The 23914-nt window shown below is 45.0% G+C and carries 18 protein-coding genes; 16 read left to right on the top strand and 2 right to left on the bottom strand.

What is annotated here, in order from left to right; all coding sequences use genetic code 11:
* The first annotated feature begins 17 nt into the window (after positions 1-17).
* From AR1Y2_RS16845 to AR1Y2_RS16825, 5 genes are all read left to right on the top strand, one after another.
* Positions 18-1988 (top strand): DUF2207 domain-containing protein, encoded by a 1971-nt coding sequence (locus tag AR1Y2_RS16845; RefSeq protein ID WP_137330013.1) that lies wholly within the window; start codon positions 18-20, stop codon positions 1986-1988.
* 25 nt (positions 1989-2013) lie between these two features.
* Complete coding sequence (locus AR1Y2_RS16840; protein ID WP_137330012.1) at positions 2014-3327, top strand: ATP-binding protein; 1314 nt, start codon at positions 2014-2016, stop codon at positions 3325-3327.
* A gap of 197 nt (positions 3328-3524) precedes the next feature.
* Positions 3525-3902, top strand: coding sequence for a YxeA family protein (locus AR1Y2_RS16835; protein ID WP_137330011.1), 378 nt, complete (start codon positions 3525-3527; stop codon positions 3900-3902).
* Between the two features lie 112 nt (positions 3903-4014).
* Complete coding sequence (locus AR1Y2_RS16830; RefSeq protein WP_137330010.1) at positions 4015-4980, top strand: sugar-binding transcriptional regulator; 966 nt, start codon at positions 4015-4017, stop codon at positions 4978-4980.
* A 13-nt stretch (positions 4981-4993) separates the two neighbouring features.
* Positions 4994-5653, top strand: a complete 660-nt coding sequence (locus tag AR1Y2_RS16825; protein ID WP_175403685.1) for a transaldolase family protein — start codon at positions 4994-4996, stop codon at positions 5651-5653.
* A 212-nt stretch (positions 5654-5865) separates the two neighbouring features.
* Here AR1Y2_RS16825 and AR1Y2_RS16820 read toward each other — a convergent pair whose 3' ends face one another.
* Positions 5866-6870 carry an HD domain-containing phosphohydrolase gene (locus AR1Y2_RS16820; protein WP_137330008.1) on the bottom strand — a complete coding sequence of 335 codons (1005 nt, stop codon included), beginning with the start codon at positions 6868-6870 and terminating at the stop codon, positions 5866-5868.
* A gap of 393 nt (positions 6871-7263) precedes the next feature.
* A complete protein-coding gene (locus tag AR1Y2_RS16815) occupies positions 7264-8109 on the bottom strand; it encodes a polysaccharide deacetylase family protein (protein WP_175403684.1) in 846 nt (281 codons plus the stop codon).
* Positions 8110-8416: 307 nt separating this feature from the next.
* Between AR1Y2_RS16815 and glgX the strand changes: the two genes are divergently transcribed.
* From glgX to AR1Y2_RS16760, 11 genes are all read left to right on the top strand, one after another.
* The gene (gene glgX / locus AR1Y2_RS16810) at positions 8417-10528 is read left to right on the top strand and encodes a glycogen debranching protein GlgX (protein WP_137330006.1); all 2112 of its coding nucleotides are present in this window, start codon (positions 8417-8419) and stop codon (positions 10526-10528) included.
* A gap of 29 nt (positions 10529-10557) precedes the next feature.
* Positions 10558-11421: a class I SAM-dependent methyltransferase gene (locus AR1Y2_RS16805; protein WP_137330005.1), complete on the top strand. Its 864-nt coding sequence runs from the start codon at positions 10558-10560 to the stop codon at positions 11419-11421.
* A 160-nt stretch (positions 11422-11581) separates the two neighbouring features.
* Positions 11582-12586 (top strand): rod shape-determining protein, encoded by a 1005-nt coding sequence (gene mreB, locus AR1Y2_RS16800; protein ID WP_137330004.1) that lies wholly within the window; start codon positions 11582-11584, stop codon positions 12584-12586.
* A 104-nt stretch (positions 12587-12690) separates the two neighbouring features.
* Positions 12691-14913, top strand: coding sequence for an SF1B family DNA helicase RecD2 (recD2, locus tag AR1Y2_RS16795; RefSeq protein WP_137330003.1), 2223 nt, complete (start codon positions 12691-12693; stop codon positions 14911-14913).
* A gap of 152 nt (positions 14914-15065) precedes the next feature.
* Positions 15066-15290 (top strand): hypothetical protein, encoded by a 225-nt coding sequence (locus AR1Y2_RS16790; protein ID WP_137330002.1) that lies wholly within the window; start codon positions 15066-15068, stop codon positions 15288-15290.
* A 98-nt stretch (positions 15291-15388) separates the two neighbouring features.
* Positions 15389-18052 (top strand): InlB B-repeat-containing protein, encoded by a 2664-nt coding sequence (locus AR1Y2_RS16785; protein WP_243118790.1) that lies wholly within the window; start codon positions 15389-15391, stop codon positions 18050-18052.
* Between the two features lie 143 nt (positions 18053-18195).
* Positions 18196-19428, top strand: coding sequence for a hypothetical protein (locus AR1Y2_RS16780; RefSeq protein ID WP_137330000.1), 1233 nt, complete (start codon positions 18196-18198; stop codon positions 19426-19428).
* Positions 19429-19753: 325 nt separating this feature from the next.
* Positions 19754-20866 (top strand): alanine dehydrogenase, encoded by a 1113-nt coding sequence (gene ald / locus AR1Y2_RS16775; RefSeq protein ID WP_137329999.1) that lies wholly within the window; start codon positions 19754-19756, stop codon positions 20864-20866.
* Between the two features lie 23 nt (positions 20867-20889).
* On the top strand, positions 20890-21678 hold the full coding sequence (locus AR1Y2_RS16770; RefSeq protein WP_175403683.1) for a DeoR/GlpR family DNA-binding transcription regulator: 789 nt from the start codon (positions 20890-20892) through the stop codon (positions 21676-21678).
* A 93-nt stretch (positions 21679-21771) separates the two neighbouring features.
* On the top strand, positions 21772-22221 hold the full coding sequence (locus AR1Y2_RS16765) for a PTS sugar transporter subunit IIA (RefSeq protein WP_137329997.1): 450 nt from the start codon (positions 21772-21774) through the stop codon (positions 22219-22221).
* Positions 22222-22239: 18 nt separating this feature from the next.
* Complete coding sequence (locus tag AR1Y2_RS16760; protein WP_137329996.1) at positions 22240-23829, top strand: PTS system mannose/fructose/sorbose family transporter subunit IID; 1590 nt, start codon at positions 22240-22242, stop codon at positions 23827-23829.
* Positions 23830-23914: the final 85 nt, after the last annotated feature.

Raw genomic sequence — 23914 nt, 5'->3', positions numbered from 1 at the left:
GACACAGGGAGGTCACTATGAAAAAATTATGGAGCTCCGGCTTCGCCGCTGTCCTTCTGCTGGTCTTATGTATCTGCGGAGGGATTGCGTTTGAAAGCATAGCTGGGCCTTCTCCATCGCAGGTTGAGTCGGACCCTTATATGAGGACAAAACAGTACCAGACAAAGGTTGTGGTAGGAGAAGACGGATCCTATGATATCACAGAAAGAATCAATGTGAAATTTTCGGAGCCGCGGCATGGGATATACCGGTATGTACCTAATAAAGGAACTGTATCTGCCTATGACAAAAACGGCGTTCTTCAAAAGGTGCCATATTATGCGCCTCTGGATATGCTGAGATCCAATGAGACTGTGAGTGTGAGCAGTGAAAAAGGAAACAAGGTGTTCAGGTTCGGAGATGAGGATACGACGGTATGGGAAGGCAATTATAAGTTTGAATATCTTCTAAATCCAAAGTTTCAGAAGAGCAGTTACGATAACATCTACTGTAATATATTCCCCACACAGTGGAAGAATGAGATCCCTGCAGGAAGCAGGTTTACCATAAAGTTTCCCAAAAAATTTGACATGGGCCGGCTGAAGTTTTATTACGGAGAATACGGTTCCACAAAGAACGCAGAAGACGTTCTCACCATTGACAAAAATGAAGAAAACATGACAGTGACGGGCACGTTAAAGAAGAGCCTTCCGCTTGGCAGCGGGCTGACCTGCTTTGCCGGGTTGGATGCTGGATATTTTGAAGGAAGCCAGCAGGTCGCCGGGATTCCATGGATGATCCTGATCCCCTCCGTTATTATTTTTGGTATTGTGCTTTGTCTGTTTCTTATGTTCGGAAGGGATGAGAAGATCATTCCATCCATACAATATCAGCCGCCGGACGGACTGGATAGTGCGGGGGTAGGTTATATTATCGACGGAAAGGTGCAGGATCAAGATCTGCTTTCCCTGATCCTTTACTGGGCTGACCGGGGATATCTTAAGATTGAAGAAAAGAAAGGAAAACTCATATTCCATAAAAAGGCCGATCTTGCCAGTACAGCACCTGGCTATCAGAGGATCATGTTTGACAACCTGTTTGACGGTAAGGATAAGGTCAAGATTGACGATCTGAAATACAAATATGCAGATACTCTGCAGGTGGCTAAAAATAAACTGATTGGGTTTTTCGGAAGGAAGAAGGAGTTTAATATTTATACCACATCCTCAAGAGCAGCAAGAGGAATATCCATGGTACTCTCAGCACTTCCGCTGGGCCTGTTTATGCTTGTCTCAAGTGTTTATTCTTATACGGGTATCCCAAGAATGATCGTTGAGATCGTATTGTGGATCCTTGTATTAGGCGGAATGCTCTTGTTTACCACAGCGGTGGACGGCTGGTATGCCAGAAGCAGGGAGAGCAGAAAGCTGTGGGTATTCTGGGCTCTGGCGGCAAGTTTTCTTTCTGCGGCAGCTTATACCGGAAGCTATGTTGTCCGTGTAAGGAATGATGAGATATTCAATTATATCTGGGTTTTAGCCGCCGTGCTGGTTATGACTGCAGGTATGATCCTGATGACAGGATTTATGAAAAAGAGGACACACCAGTGTATTGAATGGATGGGACACTTGGCCGGGCTCCGTGATTTTATCGAGACAGCGGAGCTGGACAGGATGAAAGCACTAGCAGAAGACCAGCCTCAGCTGTTTTACCACATCATGCCGTATGCTTATGTTTTCGGGCTCTCTGATGTGTTTGCGGAGAAGCTGAAGGATCTCGGACTGGCTGCGCCGGATTGGTATGTGACAGACCGTCAGTTCACATTTTTTGATTATTACATCTTTAACCGCTGTCTCATGGGTAACATGGCACAGGCAGCAAGCACTCTGTCTGTCCCGGAACCTCCGAAGCCATCGTCTGGAGGCGGAGGTGGATTTGGAGGCGGCTCCTTTGGAGGGGGCGGATTCTCCGGGGGCGGCTTCGGCGGCGGAGGCGGCGGAAGCTGGTAGAAGAACATGAAAGGTGGAGGAACAAATGTATAAAAATGTTTCAAAGTTACTCATATACGGCGACATGGAGCCGGATTCTATTTTGATGCAGTTAAGTGATATTTTCCGCTGCATGGATGAAGAAAGCCAATCCAAAGAGGTCCTGACCACAAGGGTGTTCAGGCAGATCAAAAGGATCCTTCAGGTGGCCACAGATTATGGGTTTGACGAGAATCTCTGGCATAACTACCTGACGTTTTTGCTGATCACCAACGAAAACCCATTTAGTATCACCTGTGAAAAGGTGGGAGCCAGGGACGGAAGCGTAAATTATTTTGCAGAAAATGATTTCCGCGCTTTTAAAGAGCTGTTTGATTATGACTTTTCAAGGATCGAGTCATATCTTGGGGTAGACTGCTTCAGCCGGCTCTCAGACTACAAAGCGATCGGAAAACCGGAGCTTATGTACAATAAAAATGTCAGCGAGAAGGTCCAGGCACTGAGCAGAAAACTGGAAGGGACTAAGGATGAACACGAGTTTTTCCAGGTGGTGACAGGCTTTTATAAGGCCTATGGCGTGGGAATGTTCGGACTCAATAAAGCGTTCAGGATTGAAGAAAATCATAGCGGTGAGATCGCATTCCGGGCCATTAACAACATGGATAAGGTGACGCTTGATGACTTGGTAGGCTATGAGATTCAGAAGAAGAAGCTCATAGACAATACAGAGGCCTTTGTGCAGGGAAGGAAAGCCAACAACGTCCTGCTGTTCGGAGACAGTGGTACTGGAAAGTCTACCAGTATCAAGGCTATCGTCAACCAGTATTATGACCAGGGACTCCGGATGATCGAGATCTACAAGCATCAGTTCAAGGATCTGTCCAATGTGATTGCACATATTAAAAACCGGAATTACCGGTTTATCATTTATATGGATGACCTGTCCTTTGAAGAGTTTGAGGTGGAATACAAATTCCTGAAAGCGGTGATCGAAGGCGGAGTGGAGACAAAACCTGAGAATATCCTGATCTATGCCACATCCAACAGAAGGCATTTGATCAAGGAGACATGGAGCGACCGAGATGATGTAAAGAATCTGAACGGAATCCATAAATCCGATACGATGGAAGAAAAGCTTTCTCTGGTCAACCGGTTTGGAGTCACCATCAGCTATGCCAAGCCTACCCAGAAGGAGTATTTCCATATTGTCATCGAGCTGGCCAGAAAAGAGGGTATTACCATGTCTGACGAGGAGCTCTGCAAAGAGGCAAATAAATGGGAACTATCCCATGGAGGAATCTCCGGAAGGACCGCACAGCAGTTTGTCAATTATTTGATGGGAGCGGAAGGTCTTAGATAAAAGATTTATCTGATAGAAATAATTTAATTAATGCAAAGATATTAGGCTTGCTTGGGTGTTTTTCAACGAACATTCAGGCAAGCCTGTTGTTTGCGCTGATCTATATGTATGATAAGCAGAAAGATAAAAAACGCCAGAATGTGTACTAAGATATAGACAGCATTGATAAAAACACATACATAGACAGGAGGTTACCTATGAGAACTATATCAACTGTAATCTTATCCGTAATTTTTATATTTATTGTTATATTGGCAGGGGCTGGCGCTGTAAGACGATATCTGCAACAGAGAAATCATACGGGCAAGGAATATTACACAAGGATCACTTCAATTTCAGAGAGCAGAGAAGACTCAAATTACCTGTACCGCCTGAATGGATTTGATCAAAATGGCAAATCGATAAAGTTAGAATTCTATGGGACCGACGAAGAACCTATCAAAAAAGGGGCTTACCTAAGGGTAATTTATGGGATAGTATCCAATAGAGATAAAGATGTGAAAAGCTGGGAGGAAGTAGAAAAGAAAGAAGTACCCGAAAAAGCTTTGATGAAGATCGACACAGAAGATAGCTGAATATGTGAAATTGTTCATATTGACGGTGCAGAAACAGAATGATATCATAAATCCAACATGAACAAATGTGATTCATGTGTCAAATGTGCACACAAAAAGGATCGATAGTACTATGAGCAAAAATGATGAACGATTTTTAATGAAAGTTGTGGACTTTTATTATAAAGAGGAGATGTCTCAGGAACAGATTGCTAAGAGGCTGAATGTTTCAAGAACCACAATATCAAGAGCTTTAACAAAAGCAAAAAACGAAGGTTATGTAAAGATCATCATTGACTTCCCGGCAGAGAACACTATGGAGCTGGAAAAAGAACTGGAGAAAAAATATCCGCTGAAGGAAGCGGTCATCGCAGCTTCAGCGGATCAGGCCAATTCAGGATATCTGGTCGCGAGAGCGGCTGGGCTTTATCTGTCGAGGGTCATGAAAAATAATATATCGCTGGGTGTTACCTGGGGATATACGATGAAACAGATTATAGACACGTTTGATTCCGAGAAAATGGGTAGAAACATAAAGGCAAATGGGATCCGGGTTGTTCCGCTGCTTGGAACGGCCATGCCGGAAACAGCTGACCCAGGAAGTCTTGCACTGAGTTATTCTAATCTGCTCTGTTCAAAATTGGCGGAGATGGTGCATGGAATTGGCCATAACCTTCCTGCGCCCATGTATGTCAAAAGTCTGGAGATGAAAAAGCTCCTGATGGAAGAGCCTCAAATCAAAAGGGCACTGGAAAGGGCAAGGAGCTGTCAGGCAGGAGTTTTTGGAATAGGAACAATGACCAGCGCTTCCTCCATTGCGGCTCTGGATTCACAAAATTCAGAGTTGATCTTAAGTTTAGCACGGCAGGGAGGGATTGGGGAGATCGCAGGACGTGTCTATACAAAAGAGGGTAAGGCATTAGAAAGCGGATTTGATCGTCGGATGATCGGGCTGACCTTAGAAGAACTGAAGGATATACCCATAAGAATCGGGGCAGCCTATGGAACAGAAAAAACCGAAGCCATAAAAGCTGCTGCAAAGACAGGATTGATCAATGTGCTGGTCACTGACAGTCTTACCGCAGAACAGCTTTTATAAAAAAGGAGAAATCATGGAATTTTATTTAGACAGTGCAGATTATGAAAAAATTGAAAACTATGTAGAAGCATACAATGTAAAAGGGGTTACCAGCAATCCTACGATCATTGTCAAAGACGGCGCTGAGATCAAAAAACTTGCGGCATCCGTCCCGGAAGGAAAGGTACTTTTCCTACAGGTTATTTCAGATGAAACAGATAAGATCATTGAGGAAACCAAAAAGCTCATGTCATTGAGAGAAAAAGTTGTGGTAAAAATACCGGCGACTCCTAATGGCCTGCGTGCCATCAAGCTGTTAAAAGATGAAGGGATCGATACGCTTGCCACAGCTATTTATTCCGTGCAGCAGGCGTTGATGGCAGCAAACTGCGGAGCAGCCTATGTAGCTCCTTATGTAAACAGGATTTGTGATCTGGAGATGGACGGAGTTAAGGTAGCTCTTGAGATCCAGAAAGTATTTAAAGAACAAAAAATTGATTGTAAAGTAATCGCTGCAAGCTTTAAAAACTTATCCCAGGTCAAGGAACTGCTTGTGGGAGGAATTGACGCAGTCACCGTCGGGCCAGACTTATTTGAAAAGATCGTGAACAATAAAAATGCAGTCAGTGCGTCAGAAGATTTTATTAGTGCATGGGAAAAATATACGGGGAAAGATCATCTGGATTTAGACTGATGACCGCAAAAGGGAAAAGGACGAGATATACTGTCCTTTTCTCTTTTTATATGGCCTTGATACTCCAAATCTTAAAAGCTTCTTTCGCCTGTTTGGAGTAGCTTCTCCCCACAGGAAGGATAATTCCGGTGCGCAGAAGACAGGACGAGGAAGTCAGCTTGGCTATCTAGTTCAGGGATGCCATGATGCTCCATGTATCATAGATCTCAAACTCACATAAGATCAGCCTCATGATTTGATACCTCCAATCCATCTGCAATCTCTAAAAAGGTATCGGTGATCTCCGGATCAAACTGTGTGCCGCGGTTGCGTTTTAATTCCTCAAGTGCGATCTTAGGATCCATACCCTTTCGGTAGCAGCGGGTGGCAGTCATAGCATCGAATGTGTCAGCTACACTGATGATACGTGCGATTCTGGGTATTGCTTCTCCTGACAGGCCGTTTGGATAACCAGTTCCGTCATAGCGTTCATGGTGGTAAAGTGTTCCGTCACAAAGCCCCGGCAGCATTTTGATATCCTTTAAGATGTGAGCACCTATGGTCGTATGTTGTTTCATCAGTTCGTATTCTTCCTCTGTCAGCCGGTCTCTTTTTTTGAGCACCGAATCCGGAACACCGATTTTTCCCACATCATGGAGCAATGCAATAAAATAAATATTTTCACAATCCTCTTTTGAATATCCCAGTTGATGGGCGATCTGGCCGGAGTAGTAGGCAACTCTTATGGAATGTCCATTAGTATCCGGGTCTTTGGCGTCAATGGTGTTGGCAAGAGCTGCCATGGTCTGAATATAGGCTGTCTCAATCTGTCGGGTTTTCTCATCCAGCGTTTGCTGCAAGTCACGCCGGTAATCAAAAAGCTCCAGTGTCTTTTCCACTCTGCTCAGAAGAACTTCTTTTATGATTGGTTTTCTGATGAAATCGCAGGCCCCAAGAGAAATACATTCTGCCTCGGTCTGGTCATTCGTATCTGAGATTAGAAAAATGACCGGAATATCAGAAAGTTCCGGACGGCTTTTTAAGAGGATGAAAAACTCCCGTCCATCCATTTCCGGCATCAACAGGTCCAGAAGAATCAGGTCCGGTATATGATGCTCTAATATCTTTAGTGCCGTTGAGCCTGAGATGGCAGGGAAGACATGATAAAAATCCTTGAGAAGCATCATGGCCTGATTCAGGACGGTTTTACTGTCATCAATGATTAATAGTTTGTGCATAGCAGCCTATCCTTTCATAAACAGTTATATATCAATGCGGAGTAGCGATTTAAATCCCTGCAAAATTGTCATAAGCGGTTTTCAGACGATCCAGAAGGATCTGCTTATCTTGCAGATATCGCAGCAGGAGTATTTGCATCCGAAGAAACATTGGCTGTAAGGGTGATGTTCGGCAGCTTATCAATAAATGAGAGGACTACTTTTCGTATGTTAATCCAATGTATGGCCTCCTATCCCCTAATCCTTTTATTATATTACATTAAGGGAGAAAGAAAAAGCCGTAACGACGTAAATGAAGGGACTGTCAGCGTATCTGGCACATGCACTCATATTATATTTAAAAAAATACCTTCAGTTAGGCAGCAAAAGCCGGACTGAAGGCAAAAAACGAGTTTATTTTTTATACCGGTAAACATCATTGGCACTGACCACCACATCCCCCGGATGCAGTTCAATGTTTCTGGCTTCGAGAAGTTCTGAGACAGTACAGACCTGGAACCCATTTTTTTCGAGCTTGGGAAGGACCTTTTTCACTGCCTCCACCGTGGGAGCGTGGATATCATGCATAAGGATGATATCACCGTCCTTGGCCTGTTTGAGTATTGCGTCAGCCGTTTTGTCAGCGTTTAATGTTTTCCAGTCAAGGGTATCGATACTCCAAAGAATCAAGGGGTCCTTGACCGTTTTCTTAACCGTACTGTTTATGGAACCGTATGGCGGCCTTAAAAGACCGACATTTGATCCAGTGACAGATGAGATTGCTCTGTTCATCTGGTTCATCTGATTTTTAACACCGCTTTTGCCGAGCTTGGTGAGCAGAGGATGATTCCATGAATGTCCCGCCACCTCGTTTCCGGATTCTGAAACTTTCTTAACCAGATCCGGATAATATTTTGCATTTTGGCCTAGCATAAAAAAAGTGGCCCGTGCGTTGTTCTTGTCGAGAGCCTTTAAAATCTTCTCTGTATTTTTTCTGGAAGGGCCGTCGTCAAACGAAAATGCGATCAGCTTTTTTTGGGGATCGACTCTTTTCGGAAGGAAAGGGAAATCTCCCAGATCATGCGTTGTTATCTCCTTGAGGATTTTACGGTTTTTTTGAATCTCTGCGCTGGTAGCCGAGGATTTCTTTAGATTTTTCATCTCCCGGCTGGTTCTTACCAGATATACACCTTGTACAGCTATAACGGAGAGCATCAATATCAGCACCGCGACTTGTCCTTTGTTTAATCTATTTTTCATTCGTGCCTCCTTATCCATTACATAGTATTTCCGTTTTCCAGTAATCCTTGATAAAAGAACATGGAAAGGCAGGGTGAAATTTCAAGCCATAGTTTATTCTATGTAAGAAGAAGTGAATATATCATTACTTTTAGACAAGGAAAAAGAAGGTGTTGGTATAATTTTTATTGATTAACAATATTTTTAGATCGGGAAGCTCTACGCTTTGATGACAGGGATTGGAATCATATATGTTATAATGAAATAAAGCATATTTCATGGATTTCTGAATAACCCTTATTTGACGGAGTATAAAGGAGCGCAGCTTATGGATATAAAAAGGATCGGGGAGGACAGACAGCTAAGGTCTATGGACACGGTAAATGGATTTGAGGTCCGTCCGGGTTTCTACCTTCAGAACGGCGCCACAGCCATCGAGGGAGGCGTCAGCTTTACCGTACATACCAAGAATGGGACGGCTTGTACTTTGGTATTATATAAGAGAAAGGCAAAGGAACCTTTTGCGGAGATACCATTTCCCGAAAACTACCGAATTGGAAATGTTTATTCTATGATCGTATTTGGGCTGGAGATCAGGAAGATCGAGTACAACTACCGGGTTGACGGACCGCAGGATCCTGCGAGAGGGCTGCTGTTTGACAGAAACCGGTGTCTGCTGGATCCTTATGCCAAAGCGGTGACGGGGCAGAGCAACTGGGGAGAGAAGCCTGAGTACAGCAAAGACTGCTACCGCGCCAGGGTGGTTTCCAATGATTTTAACTGGGGAAGAGCCAGACGCAGGCCTACTGATATGAAGGATCTTATCATATATGAACTCCACACCAGGGGCTTCACCAAGCACAATACGTCCGACGTGAAGCATCCGGGCACCTTTGACGGTATCCGGGAGAAGATTCCTTATTTAAAAGATCTGGGCATTAATGCAGTAGAGCTTATGCCGATTTTTGAATTTGACGAGACAAGGGATACCAGATATGTGGGAGGCCGGAAGCTCCTGGACTACTGGGGATATAACCCGGTGAGTTTTTTTGCGCCTAATACGAGTTACAGCTCGGAAAAGGAATTTAACAGAGAGGGAACGGAACTTAAATATCTAATCCGTGAGCTTCATGACAATGACATTGAAGTGATCCTCGATGTTGTATTTAATCATACAGCTGAGGGCAATGAAGATGGTCCGTTTATATCTTTTAAGGGCTTTGACAACAATATTTATTATATGCTGACGCCCGACGGAAAGTATTTTAACTTCAGCGGCTGCGGGAATACGCTCAACTGCAATCATCCGGTGGTGCAGAATATGATCCTGGACTGCTTGAGATATTGGGTGACAGACTACAGGATTGACGGGTTCCGGTTTGATCTGGCTTCGATTCTCGGAAGGAGCGAGGACGGATCGCCGCTGAGTAAACCGCCGCTCCTTGAGAGGCTTGCTTTTGATCCGATCCTTGGCAGGGTAAAATTGATCGCTGAGGCCTGGGATGCGGCAGGGCTTTATCAGGTAGGTTCTTTTCCGTCATGGAATCGGTGGTCTGAGTGGAACGGCCGGTACAGGGACGATATGAGAAGGTTTTTGAAAGGAGATCCAGGTCTGGCAGAGGCGGCAGCACAGAGGATGAGCGGCTCCAGAGATATCTATGACAGAGAGACCAGAGGAGATGCCGCCTCCGTGAATTTTATCACCTGCCATGATGGATTCACCATGTGGGACCTTTACTCTTACAATGAAAAGCATAATATGGAAAACGGATGGAACAATACAGACGGTGACAACAATAATAACAGCTGGAACTGTGGGACGGAAGGTGAGACAGACCGGCCGGATATTTTAAAGCTGAGAAGAAAGCTTGTGAGAAATGCTTTTGCGGCTTTAATGACAAGCCAGGGTGTACCGATGATGTATGCGGGAGACGAATTTTTGAACACCCAAAATGGGAATAATAATGCGTACTGCCAGGATAACGAAATTTCCTGGCTGAACTGGGATCTGCTGGTGGAGAACCAGGACATCACCCAGTTTGTAAAAAAAATGATCAGGTTTAGAAAAAAACATCCGGTTCTGCGTTCCAGAGGCGGGGAAGCTTTGTGCGGGCTTCCATCTGTCAGCTTTCACGGAGAACAGCCGTGGAAGCCTATAAGAGACTATCAAAACCATCTTCTGGGTGTCCTGTTCGCAGGAAGAGAAAAAGATAGTGACACAGACGATATTGTTTATGTTATGATGAATATGCACTGGGAGCCGCACACGGTGAGGCTGCCGGAGCTGCCACTGGATTATTTCTGGGAGATTACCGCAGATACGGCTGATGAGCCAAAAAACGGAAGACTGCCGGGAGGAGAGATTCAGATGGAAGAGCGGAGTATGATAATATTAGAAGGAAATCAGATGGGCCGGAAGGGAAACGTCATCTGTCTTTAATACGATGAAGAAAAGGAAGAGAACGTAAGATGTGGATTGCAGATCAGTGGAATGATTATGAAGTTTTAGATACTTCTTGTGGTGAAAAATTAGAAAGATGGGGAGACTATTATTTAGTACGGCCGGATCCCCAGGTTTTATGGCAGACACCAAAGAAGGCAAAGCAATGGAAAAAGCCGAACGGCCACTATCACAGGAGCAGCAGAGGCGGCGGCCAGTGGGAATTTTTTGACCTGCCCAAGACGTGGGATATCCGGTATAAGAAACTTAAGTTTCATTTACAGCCGTTTAGTTTTAAGCATACGGGTGTTTTCCCGGAACAGGCGGTCAACTGGGACTGGTTTTCTGACAAGATCAAAAAGGCAGGACGCCCTGTAAAGGTTCTGAACCTTTTTGCATATACCGGAGGTGCCACATTGGCGGCTGCGGCGGCAGGGGCGAGTGTTACCCATGTGGATGCATCCAAAGGGATGGTCAACTGGGCCAAGGAAAATGCCCAGGCTTCTGGACTTTCTGATAAACCGATCCGGTGGCTGGTAGACGACTGTGTGAAGTTTGTTGAACGGGAGATCCGGCGTGGGAATCAGTATGACGGGATCATCATGGACCCGCCGTCATATGGACGGGGACCAAAGGGTGAGATCTGGAAGATCGAGGAGAAAATATTTCCTTTGGTTCAACTCTGTACGAAAATTTTGTCGAAAAACCCCGTATTTTTTCTGATTAATTCTTACACAACGGGACTGCAGCCGGCGGTGCTCTCCTATATGCTGGCAACGGAAGTGAAGGCGAAGTTCGGCGGCAGAGTGACAGCGGAAGAGATTGGTCTTCCAGTTTCTTCAAATGGCTTGGTTCTGCCATGCGGAGCCTCTGGCAGGTGGGAATCCTTATAGATATTTCAGAAATCTTAAGTTTTGCTGAATTTTGTTTGAATATGTAAAAAACAATTGAAATTTTTCTAACTTTGATTATAATTAAAAAGAGCGTGTATACGAATAATTGACATTTAACATAATGATAATAATAGAGAATTCGAAAGGGGAATTTTGAAACATGGCAGGTTCAGATATCGGAATTGATTTAGGTACAGCCAGCGTCCTGGTGTACGCAAAGGGCAAAGGAGTCGTTTTAAAAGAGCCATCTGTAGTGGCATTTGACAGAGATACAAACAAAATTAAAGCAATTGGGGAAGAAGCCCGTTTGATGCTTGGAAGAACACCTGGTAATATCGTGGCAGTGCGCCCGCTCCGTCAGGGTGTTATTTCTGATTATACAGTGACAGAAAAGATGCTGAGTTACTTCATCAACCGCACAGTCGGAAAGTCTATCTTCGGAAGAAAGCCCCGCATCAGCGTGTGTGTGCCGAGCGGTGCCACAGAAGTAGAGAAAAAGGCAGTAGAGGACGCTACTTACCAGGCAGGGGCCAGAGAGGTCTCTATCATTGAAGAACCTGTTGCGGCAGCCATCGGCGCCGGAATTGATATCGCAAAGCCATGCGGAAATATGATCGTTGATATCGGAGGAGGAACGGCTGATATCGCTGTCATTTCCCTGGGAGGTGTGGTTGTGAGCACTTCCATCAAAGTCGCAGGAGATGATTTTGACGAGGCGATCGTGCGTTACATGCGTAAAAAGCACAACCTGCTCATCGGAGAGCGTACCGCTGAGGATATTAAGATCAACATCGGTACTGTTTATAAACGTCCGGAAAACGCCACAATGGATGTGCGAGGAAGAAACCTTGTGACAGGCCTTCCAAAGACTGTTACCGTTACATCTGAGGAGACCGAAGAGGCTTTACGTGAGCCTGCTTATCAGATCGTGGACGCTGTCCATAACGTATTGGAGAGAACTCCGCCTGAGCTCGCGGCAGATATTTCAGACCGCGGTATTGTTCTGACCGGAGGAGGATCTCTGATCCAGGGTCTGGAAGAACTGATCGAATCTAAGACAGGAATCAACACGATGACAGCAGAGGATCCTCTGACAGCAGTTGCCATCGGAACTGGAAAATACATTGAATTTTTATCCGGAGAAGACAAAAAGGCTGAGAAATAGTCAGTACTGTTTTTAGCGCTTTTTTGAGCCGGAAGAGGACAACCAGGGTATTTTATCCTGGTTGTTTTGTTACGCCAAGTATCTGTTAAAAGGAGGGGAGTTGGATGGGACGGATTTCCGGGTATGTGGACCACATCCGTTTTCGGAATGAGGACAATGGTTATACAGTGCTGAGCCTTGATATGGACGGAGATGAGGAGACCGTGGTCGGCATCTTTCAGTTTCTCCATGAAGGAGAATACATGGAACTGGAAGGGGAATACGTGGATCATCCGGTGCACGGGCCCCAGTTTCAGATGAACTCTTATGAGATCACTATGCCGGACGATATCCAGGGGATGGAGCGGTACTTAGGCTCTGGAGCCATCAAAGGAGTAGGACCGGCAATTGCCAAGCGGATCGTGAAAAAATTTAAGATGGATACCTTCCGTATTATCGAGGAGGAACCGGAACGCCTTGCTGAGATCAAAGGAGTAACGGAAAAGAAGGCGAGGAGCATTGCTGTGGAGTTTTCTGAGAAGCAGGAAATGCGGCAGGCTATGATGTTTCTGTCTGGTTATGGCATCACCACCAATCTGGCGGTCAAGATCTTTAAAGAGTACGGGGACCGTCTGTATGATGTGATCCAGAACAATCCTTACCAGATGGCAGATGACATTGAGGGAGTAGGGTTTAAGATTGCTGACGAGATCGCCAGGCAGGTGGGGATCGGCAGCAGCTCCGATTACCGGATCATATCAGGCATTTTTTATACCCTAATGCAGGCACTGGCATCAGGGCATATTTATCTGCCTAAGGAAATTCTCTTGAGAAACACCGCAAGGATGCTGGAAGTGGAAGAGGAGATGATCGAACCCCATCTTCTGGATATGATGATCCAGAAAAAGATCATCATAAAAGAGGAAGAGGAACAGACCCGCATCTATGGGGCAGCCCAGTATTACCTGGAATTGAACACTGCCAAGATGCTTTGTGACCTGAATATGACCTATGATGTGTCAATCTCTGAAGTGAGGACAATGATCGCCAAGATCGAGGATGGGCTTTCGATCACTTTTGCCGAGAAACAAAAAGAGGCCATTGAGGCGGTTGCGGAAAACGGTGTGATCATACTCACCGGAGGGCCGGGAACCGGAAAGACGACCACCATTAACGGGATGATACGCTATTTTGAATCAGAGACATTGGACATCAGACTGGTAGCCCCCACAGGCAGGGCGGCGAAGCGTATGACAGAGGCCACGGGATACGAAGCCACGACCATTCACAGGCTGCTGGAATTAAACGGTGATTCCAGCAGCGGGGACAGCATGAAGTTCGAGCGGAATGCAGGGAATCCCATTGAGACGGATGTGATCATTGTGGATGAGATGTCCATGGTGGATATCTTTTTAATGAATTCCCTTTTGAGTGCCGCCGTACCGGGAACCAGGTTTGTGTTTGTGGGAGATGCCAACCAGCTGCCCTCCGTGGGGCCTGGAAATGTACTAAAGGATATGATCGCATCGGGTTCTTTTAAGGTGGTAGAATTAAACCAAATCTTCCGCCAGGATGAGACCAGCCATATCGTAAGCAATGCCCACAGGATCAATGAGGGAAAGACCATTGACCTTGACAATAAGAGCAGGGACTTTTTCTTTCTTGAGAGAGAAAGGCTGGGGGACATCCTCGGGGTCCTTGTCTATCTGGTGAGAGATAAGCTGCCGGGTTATGTCAACGCCAAACCGTATGATATCCAGGTATTGACGCCTATGCGCAAAGGGGAACTTGGGGTTGATAAGTTAAATGAAGTGCTCCAGGAATATCTGAATCCCCCCGCTGAAGAAAAGCAGGAGAAACAGGCTGTCTCCTGTCTGTTCAGAGAAGGGGACAAGGTCATGCAGATCAAGAACAATTATCAGATGGAGTGGGAAGTAAAGAATGAGAAAGGATTTACCGTGGAAGAGGGAAAAGGTGTCTTTAATGGTGACATCGGCAGGATCACACGGATTAATGACTACACGGAAAAGGTCACGGTGGTATTTGATGATATCAGAGTGGCTGAATACTCTTATTCTATGCTGGACGAGCTGGAGCTTGCCTATGCGGTGACCATACATAAGTCCCAGGGAAGTGAGTACCCTGCGGTGGTCATGCCGCTTCTTACGGGGCCCAGAGTACTGTTTAACCGGAATCTTTTGTATACCGGAGTCACCAGAGCCAAGCAGTGTATCACGATGGTAGGCCGGAAGTCAACGGTGCAGCAGATGATCCAGAACGTCAATGAGCAGAAGAGATACTCCACGCTTTGCCGGAGGATTGAAGAACAGGAAGAGCTGCTGCCGTAAATATAATCAATGAAAATGGTGGCTTTAGAGTCCGTTTCGTTATTTCTTGATTGGAATACGGGAGGGGCTCTTTAGTTTTCCTTATTATTTTATCTAACTATTTTTTCTTCCTAAGAACCTGATATAAAAATACTATTGAAGGAGGAGAAGGTGTGAAGAGAAAAGTATTTGTTTTTTTGCTTGCTGCGGTTTTTTGTATAAATTCGATGACTGTGTTCGCAGAAGGCGAAGACATGGAGCATGAGGGAAGTACAGAGACGGAAGAAATAAAAGAGCCTGCGCAGATGCCGCATACAAAAGAGGAGGAGTCTTTCGATACATCAGAAGCATTGACAAGCCTTAAAGAAAGACTTCCAGAAATTGGGGGGGGGGGGTAAATAAAAAGGAAATCCTTCGGACAGAAAAAACGACTCCTTCTAATTTTAAAGAAATCATAAAAGCTTCCCATAGAAAATCAACGGAAGGCCAGACTGATTTGGATGTAAGTCAAGGAAATATCAGGATCACTGCATCCGGAGCAAAGGGCGGAGGTCTTGATGAAGATGAGACAACCCTAAATCCAAATGGATATCATATTACAGGAACTACAACGCAGTATAATATTATAGTAGAAAAGGACGTGACAGCTCAACTTACCTTAGATAATGTAAATATTACCTGCAGTCTGTCAAACCACGACTGCCTGAACGTGTCCCATGCTGATGTGATAGTTACTCTGGTGGGGAATAATGCATTGACAAGCAATGCAGGAACAAACGACAATGTAACAAGTGCAGATGCGGGCAATGCTGTTGCAAAAGACGGTATGGACGGAGCTCTGACAATTCAATGTGAATATGCAGATGAGAAGGGACATAAATGCAGCAAAGAAAAGTGTGGGAGTTTATTGGCTAAAGGGAATCCCAAATTGTATCATGCAGGAGGGCTTGGCAGTACATTTAGAAACACAGCGAAAAAGGGGGAGAGCGGGTTTTCCAATCTGACGATCAAGGGAGGAAATATCGAAGCCTCAGCCGGCGGGGATTCGCCGGGCATTGGAGCTGCCTGTGTGGCAGAGGCCTGGGGAGGAGGATACACGAAGGATATTTATATTACCGGCGGGAATGTCAAGGCAATAGGAACTGAGAGTGGGTCGGGGATCGGCTCAGGATACGGAAGTAAGGTAGACGGCGTTTACATATCCGGAGGGATAGTGGAGGCTGTAGGAGGTTTATACGCTCCTGGCATAGGGGCGTCACGGACTTACCCAGGATCTAGTCAGATCACAACCAATATTAAGATCAGCGGCGGCGATACTGTGGTCACGGCAGTGGGAGATAAAGCCACTAATATGCCGGGGATCGGTTCAGGGGGAGGAAACGATAAGGTATCCAATGTTATTGCATCTCCCGATAAAGGGTATCAGGGTTATATTCAGGATGGAACGTCTCTCACAGACTATTCCTTTACTGCAGGGACTCCCTTTTCATCTGATACGGATATTGTTGTAGGTAAGTTTTATACGAAAGTCTATTTTGGTCCGTTTCGGGATGTCAATGGGATCGAAGATACGACGAAGGAACAGATCGGAGCCAATCATGTGATTAGCAAGACCGGAGGGGAAGCATTTTCCAAAGAGCAGATTACATATCTCACAAAAGTGACCGGAAAACAACAGAACGGAACAGATTTTCCAGAGGGAGAGTTGACGCTTGCTGACCCTGCCCAGCTGGAAGCGGTCAATGAGGCAAAAACATCTGGGAAGACAGGAGAATTTCCTATTACATATACTACGCCCAACGGTACAACGGCTACTATTAGCGTTTTTCTGAGGGATGATGGAAATGATGCCAATGAGCTGCGGCCGGAAAAGCCGGCTCCCATGCTTGGGGCCAACGATTTTATAAAGGAAACCGGAGGCAATGCATTTACAGAAGAAGAACTTAAAAACTTTGGACAAATCAAAGCAAAAGACAAAGAAGGAAATAATGTTGATCTAAAAGAATTTAAAGTAGATCAAGAGCATTTTAAAAAAATAAACGAAGCGAAAACAAAGGGAAAAGCGGGTGTCTTTGAGCTGAGTTATGAAGCTCCTGACGGAAGTAAGGTAACGGTGAATGTGACTCTGGTCGGGGAGTATGATGAGATAACAGAAGACCCGGACAGCCGTGAGATTATCAAGGGAAAACATATCATCAGCAAGACCGGAGGGGAAGGGTTTGACGAAGAGCAATTAAAAGAATTATCGAAAGTAAAGGCAGCTGATGAAAATGAGAATGAGATACCAAAAGAACAGCTTGTATTCCCTGATCCAGGTCAGATCCAGGTGATCAATCAAGCAAAAACAGCTGGAAATGTTGGAGATTATCCTCTGACTTTCCAGACACCAAATGGAACCCAGGTGACGATTCAAGTATTTTTGAGAAAAGAAGGTACGGATGGGACCAAATATAGCCCTGAAAACCCTACATCAAGCATCGGGGCCAATGATGCCAGACATCCCACCGGGGGACTGGCTTTTACAACCGATGAACTAATCGGATTATGCAAAGCTAAGAGCAAAGACAGCCAAGGTGACAACGCGGAGCTGAAGGTAAACAGGGAACAGTTCGACTTGATTAACAGTAAAAAAACTGCGGGAAAAACCGGAATATTTCCACTGACCTTTTCAATGAGAGATGGGAGGGAAGTTTCCGTGTTTATAACTTTGACCGGATGGCATAACGTTACATTTGATTCTAAAGGCGGAGATTATACTCCTGAAACACAGACTGTGGAAGGCGGGCAGAAGGCCGTGGTACCGGAGGAACCCAAGAAAAAAGGACATAACTTTGCAGGGTGGTACTACACGGATAATGACGGAAAGGAAAGCAAATGGGATTTTGAAACCCCAATACACGAAGACATAGAGTTGGAAGCAGAATGGACCAGGATTCCTGATACGGAAAAGAAAGACAATACAAAAACTTCATTTGTAGAGAAGAAAACAACACAGAAAAAGTTGCCAGACTGGGAATATAAAAAGAGAATAAGAAAATCTGTACGAACAGCAAAGACCAGTGATAAAGCAGAAGGGATACCAGAAACGCTTGCACTGATAGGAATCTCAGCGGCAGTAAGCATTTTTCTACTGTGTAGAAGAAGCTTGAAAGAAGAGTGAACCTCATTGTTCCATAAGATATTAGAAATCCTGCCTAATGGTGATTGAATCTGATGGCAGGATTTTTTAATATTTTAATTTAGTGTATAATAGAAAGGAGATATAAGGGAAAAGGTAAGTTATATAGGAGAGGTGGTGGAAGAATGGGAATTATCGAGGTTTTATTGTCATCTGTTGTGATCGTAGCACTTATTGAATATGTTTCAAAAAATAAATCAAACAGTCTCCAATATGTCACCAGCGCCAGAAGTGATTGGAGAAATGATATGAAACAGACAGCCTGCAGACTGTATCAGGCAGACAGGGAACAGGTTGGGGAAGTGTTTGCAGAGTTAAAGGTCAACTTAAATGGTTATGGTTTTTTCCCTTCTCTGAGTCAATATCCTGACGATAAGCAGCTTGATTTTTTCAAGGATGAGCACATATGGAAACAGATTGCCTATATAGAGGAAAAGATGTACGGCTGGCAGGATGAAACGTTCACCATGGAGAAAAATAAAGTCAACGAATATATTACAAGTCTTCTGAAGTTTGACTGGGAGCGGACCAAACAGGAGGTGAAGACCAAAAGTACATTTCTGCTGTTTGTAGTTCTGTATCTTGGTGTGCATCTGCCTGTGTTATATCAGTTTCAAGGGGATAAAAATCTGGTCAGCCAGATCTGTGAACAACTGACTCCGGTTACCTGTATAGTCTTATCTCTAGTATCAGTATCTTTGCCATATGTGGTCAATGAGAATAAGATGTTTCAGTTTGGAAAGTGGTACAAATGTCTGACGTTTAACTTCAGTACATGGTTAATCGGGTTGGTTCTAGATGTATATGCAGTGTATATGCTGTCAAATGGATCAGCTGCCGGGGACCTTTTATTGTATTATCTTACAGGCGGAGCAGCATTGGTTACATCAGGGGGTATTATGTTTTATACTTTCAGCCATAAACTTGTTTATCTAAATTATGACCGGGCAGTGCGAAGAATCATGGGTTGTGATCTTGTTGTATGCTACAGTTGTCAAACTGGAATAATCTCTGATTTCCGGGGTTTTATTATCAATGACTTCTTTGCCCAGTTAAACCTGGATTTTTCTGAGAGGGAGCTGCCAGAACGGATTGATGATATGATAGATTTGATCTGTAGTCCGGATCATAAGATTTTGGATAATCCTGAATATCTTCTGAGGGCAGTCAGCCGAATCAGGTTCAGTTTCAGCAGAAAGAACGACATTAAGACATATATAAAAGAGAAACCCAAGAGGTGCAGACTTATTTTTAGGCATACTTCAGAGTCAAAAGACCATTATGTGGTCGGATATAATAAACAGACAAGGAACGAACTACGGCAATGGATTTATAACGACAGCGGCGGAAATCTCTGAATACACACATTTACATATGAATTAACCAGCAGCATCCTTCAATGGGATGCTGTTATTTATTTTATAGGAAAGTGTGTTCTATGAAATAAATAACGCTCCGAAAGGATCGCACTGCGGCGGTAAGGAATCATGTCGCCAAAGCGACCCGCCGCAAGAGGGATTCTTTCTTATGTCATGGGGAATTCCTACAGAACCTCTGTTAAAGTCCCCTGGGAATAAAACAGTCGCTTAAAAGAAGAAAACAATCAGAAATGCATTGACAAATGAAAGAAACGGTCATAATATAAAGATAACAATTAAAATAACAAAGACAGGAGGTATGAGGATGAGGATCGGAAGTGTGACGGAGATCAAGAAGAAAGAGTATCGTGTTGGCCTGACTCCGGATAATGCAAAAAGCTACGTCCATGCCGGACATGAGGTGGCTGTACAGGCGGGGGCGGGTACCGGATCCGGCTTTACGGATGAAGAGTATAAAGCTGCTGGAGCCAGGATCATGGAAGACGCAGCGGCAGTATGGGATTGGTCGGAAATGATCATAAAAGTGAAAGAACCGCTCAAAGAGGAATACCCATTATTTCACGAGGGATTGATCCTTTATACATATTTGCACATTGCAGCTGACAAGCCCTTAATGGATGCACTCCTCCATGCAAAGGTAAAGGGCGTTGCCTATGAGACCTTGATGGAAGAAGACAGGAGCCTGCCGCTGCTGACACCTATGAGCCAGATTGCGGGCAGGCTCAGCGTCCAGGAGGGGGCAAAATATCTGGAAAAACCGTTTGGCGGAGAAGGGATTTTATTGGGAGGTGTACCGGGGACTAAAAGAGCAAAGGCCCTCATACTGGGAGCGGGAACCGTAGGCTCCAATGCCTGCAAGATCGCCGTGGGAATGGGAGCCGATGTGACTATTATGGATATCGACCTTATGCGTCTTAATTATCTGGATGATATCTTTGGAAGCCGTATTCAGCCCCTTATGAGTACCGACGGAGCGGTAAAGGAGGCGCTTTCAGAAGCTGATTTGGTCATCGGCTCTGTGCTGATTCCGGGCAAGGCCGCACCGAAGATTATCAAAAGGGAATATTTAAAACAGATGAAGCCGGGATCCCTGATCGTGGACGTGGCAGTGGACCAGGGGGGATGCTGTGAAACTACAAAGGTTACATATCACGATGACCCTGTTTATATGGTAGACCAAGTGGCCCACTACTGCGTGGGAAATATGCCGGGTGCAGTGCCCAGGACTTCTACGATTGCACTGGCCAATGCCACGCTGGGATACGGTCTTAAAATTGCAGATAGGGGAGTTGAATCTGCATGCGTCAAATATCCGTCCATTTATTCAGCTATTAATACTTATGACGGACAGATCACATGCAAAAACGTGGCAGACAGCTTCGGGCTCGAATATACAGATCCAAGAATGCTCATGTAGCCCGGCATCAGAGGGGAGGAACCATGGGAAAACGAAGTTCATGTAATGAGGCAAAGGTGATTGATTATGTGAGACAGAATGGTGAGATGACCACGGCCGAGGGCATGAACCTGCTCGGCGTCTCTGAATCCACCATAAGAAGGATATTTATTGAGCTTCAGAAAGAGGGAGCGGCACAGCGGGTCTTCGGCGGGATCAAAGCAGTTTCAGAGGAAGGGAGGTACCGGTATAAGGAAATCGCTGTGAGAAATGTGGCAGAGAAACAAGAGATTGGAGCAGCCGCGTCAAAGCTGGTGAGGGACAGGGAATTTATTTACATAGACGGCGGTACCACCACCTTGGAAATGTCAAAGGCGCTGGCAAGACGCCTGGAAGAAAAAGAGGTCAGGGATTTGACGGTTATTACAAATTCAGTGGTCAATCTAGAGATCCTGGTTCCGCACTGCGATGTGATCATTGTAGGGGGAAAGTATTCAAAAGACAGAAAGGATGTGTCTGGCCATCTGAGCGAGACATTTCTTGCCCAATTCCGTTTTAATAAAAGCTTTTTGGGTACAGACGGATTTACTTTTACAGAGGGATTTACTTCCACCAGCGTGAATGTATCTCTGCTTAGCAAAAAGGCATCTAAGCAGGCTGAGAAAACCTATGTGCTGATGGATTCTACAAAAATAGGGAAGCAATCCTTTGGTATCAGCTGCAGATTGGAGAATATTGACGGAGTGGTCATTGATTCAAACATTGATGAGGCAAGCCAGAAACGGTTTGAAGAAAATTCGGTACAAGTCTTGAAACTATATAGGAATGAATGAAATATTCAGAATAATGAAAGAATCAATCAAAAATTATTGACGGGGAGAAAAGACCGTGCTAAAATTTTATTAACAGAAGGAAGGAGGAGAGAGATGATACGCATAACACCTGAGACAATTGAGGAAGACTTGACCGGCATTTTGATCTGCAGTCATGGGAGTATCGGGAAGAGCATGATAGAAGCAGTACAGATGATCTACGGAGAATGCCAGAATATTGCATGCCTGGGATTGGAGCCAGCAGATGACATCGATGAGTGGGGCGCAGAGCTTTGCCGTCTGGCCGGGAGCTTTCCGAAAGGGGCAGTAGTACTGCTGGATCTGTTCGGAGGGACCCCCTTTAACCAATATCTGATGAAGACAGCAGGGGAAGCATTGAAACAAAATGAGGGACAGGCATATGCAGTAACAGGAGTGAACCTTGGAATGGTACTTGAAGCTGTCGGACAGAGAGAATCAGCAGAACTTGAGAGAATGCCGGAAATTTTAGAAAGGACAGGAAAAGATGCAGTTATCAATGTAATGGATAAGATGAAAAAGTAAGAGAGGAGATGTTATGTTATGCATTTATGGCAGGCAATTATACTCGGAGGATTTTACTGGTTTAGTTTTTTAGGAGTGTTTGACCACTCCCTCAATCTGTTATTTTATCAACCCCTTACATCGGCACTTTTAGTAGGCCTGGTCATGGGGGATGTGCCGACCGCTATGATCGTCGGCGCAACGATCCAGCCCATGTTTTTGGGACAGACTCAGGCAGGCTGGGTCATCACCAACGACAACGCGGCAGCAGGGATCATCACAGCATCTGTTGTTATCGCCTCGGGCATGGACATTAAATCTGCTATGGCAGTGGCCGTTGCAGTCGGAATCGTCATGAGCCAGCTGACCAACATCCGTATGACCGTGGGATCCTTTTGGAACGCCCTGACGGACAAGTTTATCAGCAGCAGGCAGTATGACAAGCTGTGGCTGTCAACCGTCATTTACCCATCCTTATTTAAAGTCATTTTATATTGGATCCCAATGACACTGGTATTATTCTTTGGGGCAAGCAACATCGGCTTCTTTGTCAATGGACTCCCGGGCTGGCTTCAGAATGGATTAAATGCTTTGGCTTCCCTGATGCCGATCGTAGGACTCTGCATAGTTGCATCTTCTATTGGAAAGAAAGGATACATGCCGTTTTTTATCGCAGGATTTTTATTTGCGGCATATTCGGGAGTCAGCGGCATTGGTATCGCTATTGTTTCTGTCATTCTGGCATGGTTTGACTTCCGGTGTCAGAACAAAGGGGAACATCTGTCACTGAACTTAAGGAGCACATCAGTTGAGGACGCGGCGCTGACCAAAAAAGATCTGAATTGGGCATCCATCCGTATGCTTTCCTTCTACTCAAACGGAAACAGCTACGAGCGGTATCAGGCAAATGGTATTGTGGCGACCATGATGCCTTGTCTGAGAAAATTGTATAAAGGTAATGATGATGGACTTCAGGAAGCTATGGTGAGGACTTCAGAATTATTTAACGCGGAAGATATGACATCTGCGCTTCCGGTTGGAATCCTTCTTTCTATGGAGGAGCAGAAAGCAAAAGGAGCACCAATCCCAGGGGAGATCATCTCGGATACAAAAGCAGCTCTGTTCCCGCCTATGGCGGCCGTGGGCGATACCTTAAACTGGGCCACGATCATACCTACTTCATTGGCCTTGATGTGTCCGTATGCTTTGACTGGAGCGTGGTGGCCGGCATTGGTCGTAGTCCTGATCGGAGCAGTGCTCTGTAACTCACAGGCATTCATCCTAATGCATCTGGGGTATAATCTGGGTAATAAAGCAATCAAAGATTTAGTGCAGAGCGGTCTGATCAACAAGGTCATGTCCTTCTTCACCGTCATGGGTATGTTCGTTATCGGAGGAATGATCAGCTCCCTGGTCAGCGTATCCTGCCCGCTTACGATTGCAACGGGTAAATTTTCATTTGCACTGCAAAAAGAATTGTTTGATGTGTTGATGCCGAATCTGCTGACATTCATTGCCACAATGGCCATCTTCTTTACGATCAAACGCAAAAATATGAGTGTTATCAAAGTAATCTTTGGAACTATGATTGTAGGAATTATACTTGGAGCATTGGGTATTATAGCGTAACATATTCCACATAATTTCCGTTTGACTCTTAGAATGCTTCACACCAATCATGTGGTAGATGGCATTGCCATGAGCTAGCGGAACG

It is taken from the genome of Anaerostipes rhamnosivorans (genome assembly GCF_005280655.1).
In the GTDB taxonomy this organism is placed as follows: Bacteria; Bacillota; Clostridia; order Lachnospirales; family Lachnospiraceae; genus Anaerostipes; species Anaerostipes rhamnosivorans.
This window is presented reverse-complemented; position numbering and strand designations above follow the sequence as displayed.

Bases quoted from the DNA above. Each gene is read 5' to 3' on its own strand.
- AR1Y2_RS16845 (WP_137330013.1), top strand. From the start codon at position 18: ATGAAAAAATTATGGAGCTCCGGCTTCGCCGCTGTCCTTCTGCTGGTC.
- AR1Y2_RS16840 (WP_137330012.1), top strand. From the start codon at position 2,014: ATGTATAAAAATGTTTCAAAGTTACTCATATACGGCGACATGGAGCCG.
- AR1Y2_RS16835 (WP_137330011.1), top strand. From the start codon at position 3,525: ATGAGAACTATATCAACTGTAATCTTATCCGTAATTTTTATATTTATT.
- AR1Y2_RS16830 (WP_137330010.1), top strand. From the start codon at position 4,015: ATGAGCAAAAATGATGAACGATTTTTAATGAAAGTTGTGGACTTTTAT.
- AR1Y2_RS16825 (WP_175403685.1), top strand. From the start codon at position 4,994: ATGGAATTTTATTTAGACAGTGCAGATTATGAAAAAATTGAAAACTAT.
- AR1Y2_RS16820 (WP_137330008.1), bottom strand. From the start codon at position 6,870: ATGCACAAACTATTAATCATTGATGACAGTAAAACCGTCCTGAATCAG.
- AR1Y2_RS16815 (WP_175403684.1), bottom strand. From the start codon at position 8,109: ATGAAAAATAGATTAAACAAAGGACAAGTCGCGGTGCTGATATTGATG.
- glgX (WP_137330006.1), top strand. From the start codon at position 8,417: ATGGATATAAAAAGGATCGGGGAGGACAGACAGCTAAGGTCTATGGAC.
- AR1Y2_RS16805 (WP_137330005.1), top strand. From the start codon at position 10,558: ATGTGGATTGCAGATCAGTGGAATGATTATGAAGTTTTAGATACTTCT.
- mreB (WP_137330004.1), top strand. From the start codon at position 11,582: ATGGCAGGTTCAGATATCGGAATTGATTTAGGTACAGCCAGCGTCCTG.
- recD2 (WP_137330003.1), top strand. From the start codon at position 12,691: ATGGGACGGATTTCCGGGTATGTGGACCACATCCGTTTTCGGAATGAG.
- AR1Y2_RS16780 (WP_137330000.1), top strand. From the start codon at position 18,196: ATGGGAATTATCGAGGTTTTATTGTCATCTGTTGTGATCGTAGCACTT.
- ald (WP_137329999.1), top strand. From the start codon at position 19,754: ATGAGGATCGGAAGTGTGACGGAGATCAAGAAGAAAGAGTATCGTGTT.
- AR1Y2_RS16770 (WP_175403683.1), top strand. From the start codon at position 20,890: ATGGGAAAACGAAGTTCATGTAATGAGGCAAAGGTGATTGATTATGTG.
- AR1Y2_RS16765 (WP_137329997.1), top strand. From the start codon at position 21,772: ATGATACGCATAACACCTGAGACAATTGAGGAAGACTTGACCGGCATT.
- AR1Y2_RS16760 (WP_137329996.1), top strand. From the start codon at position 22,240: ATGCATTTATGGCAGGCAATTATACTCGGAGGATTTTACTGGTTTAGT.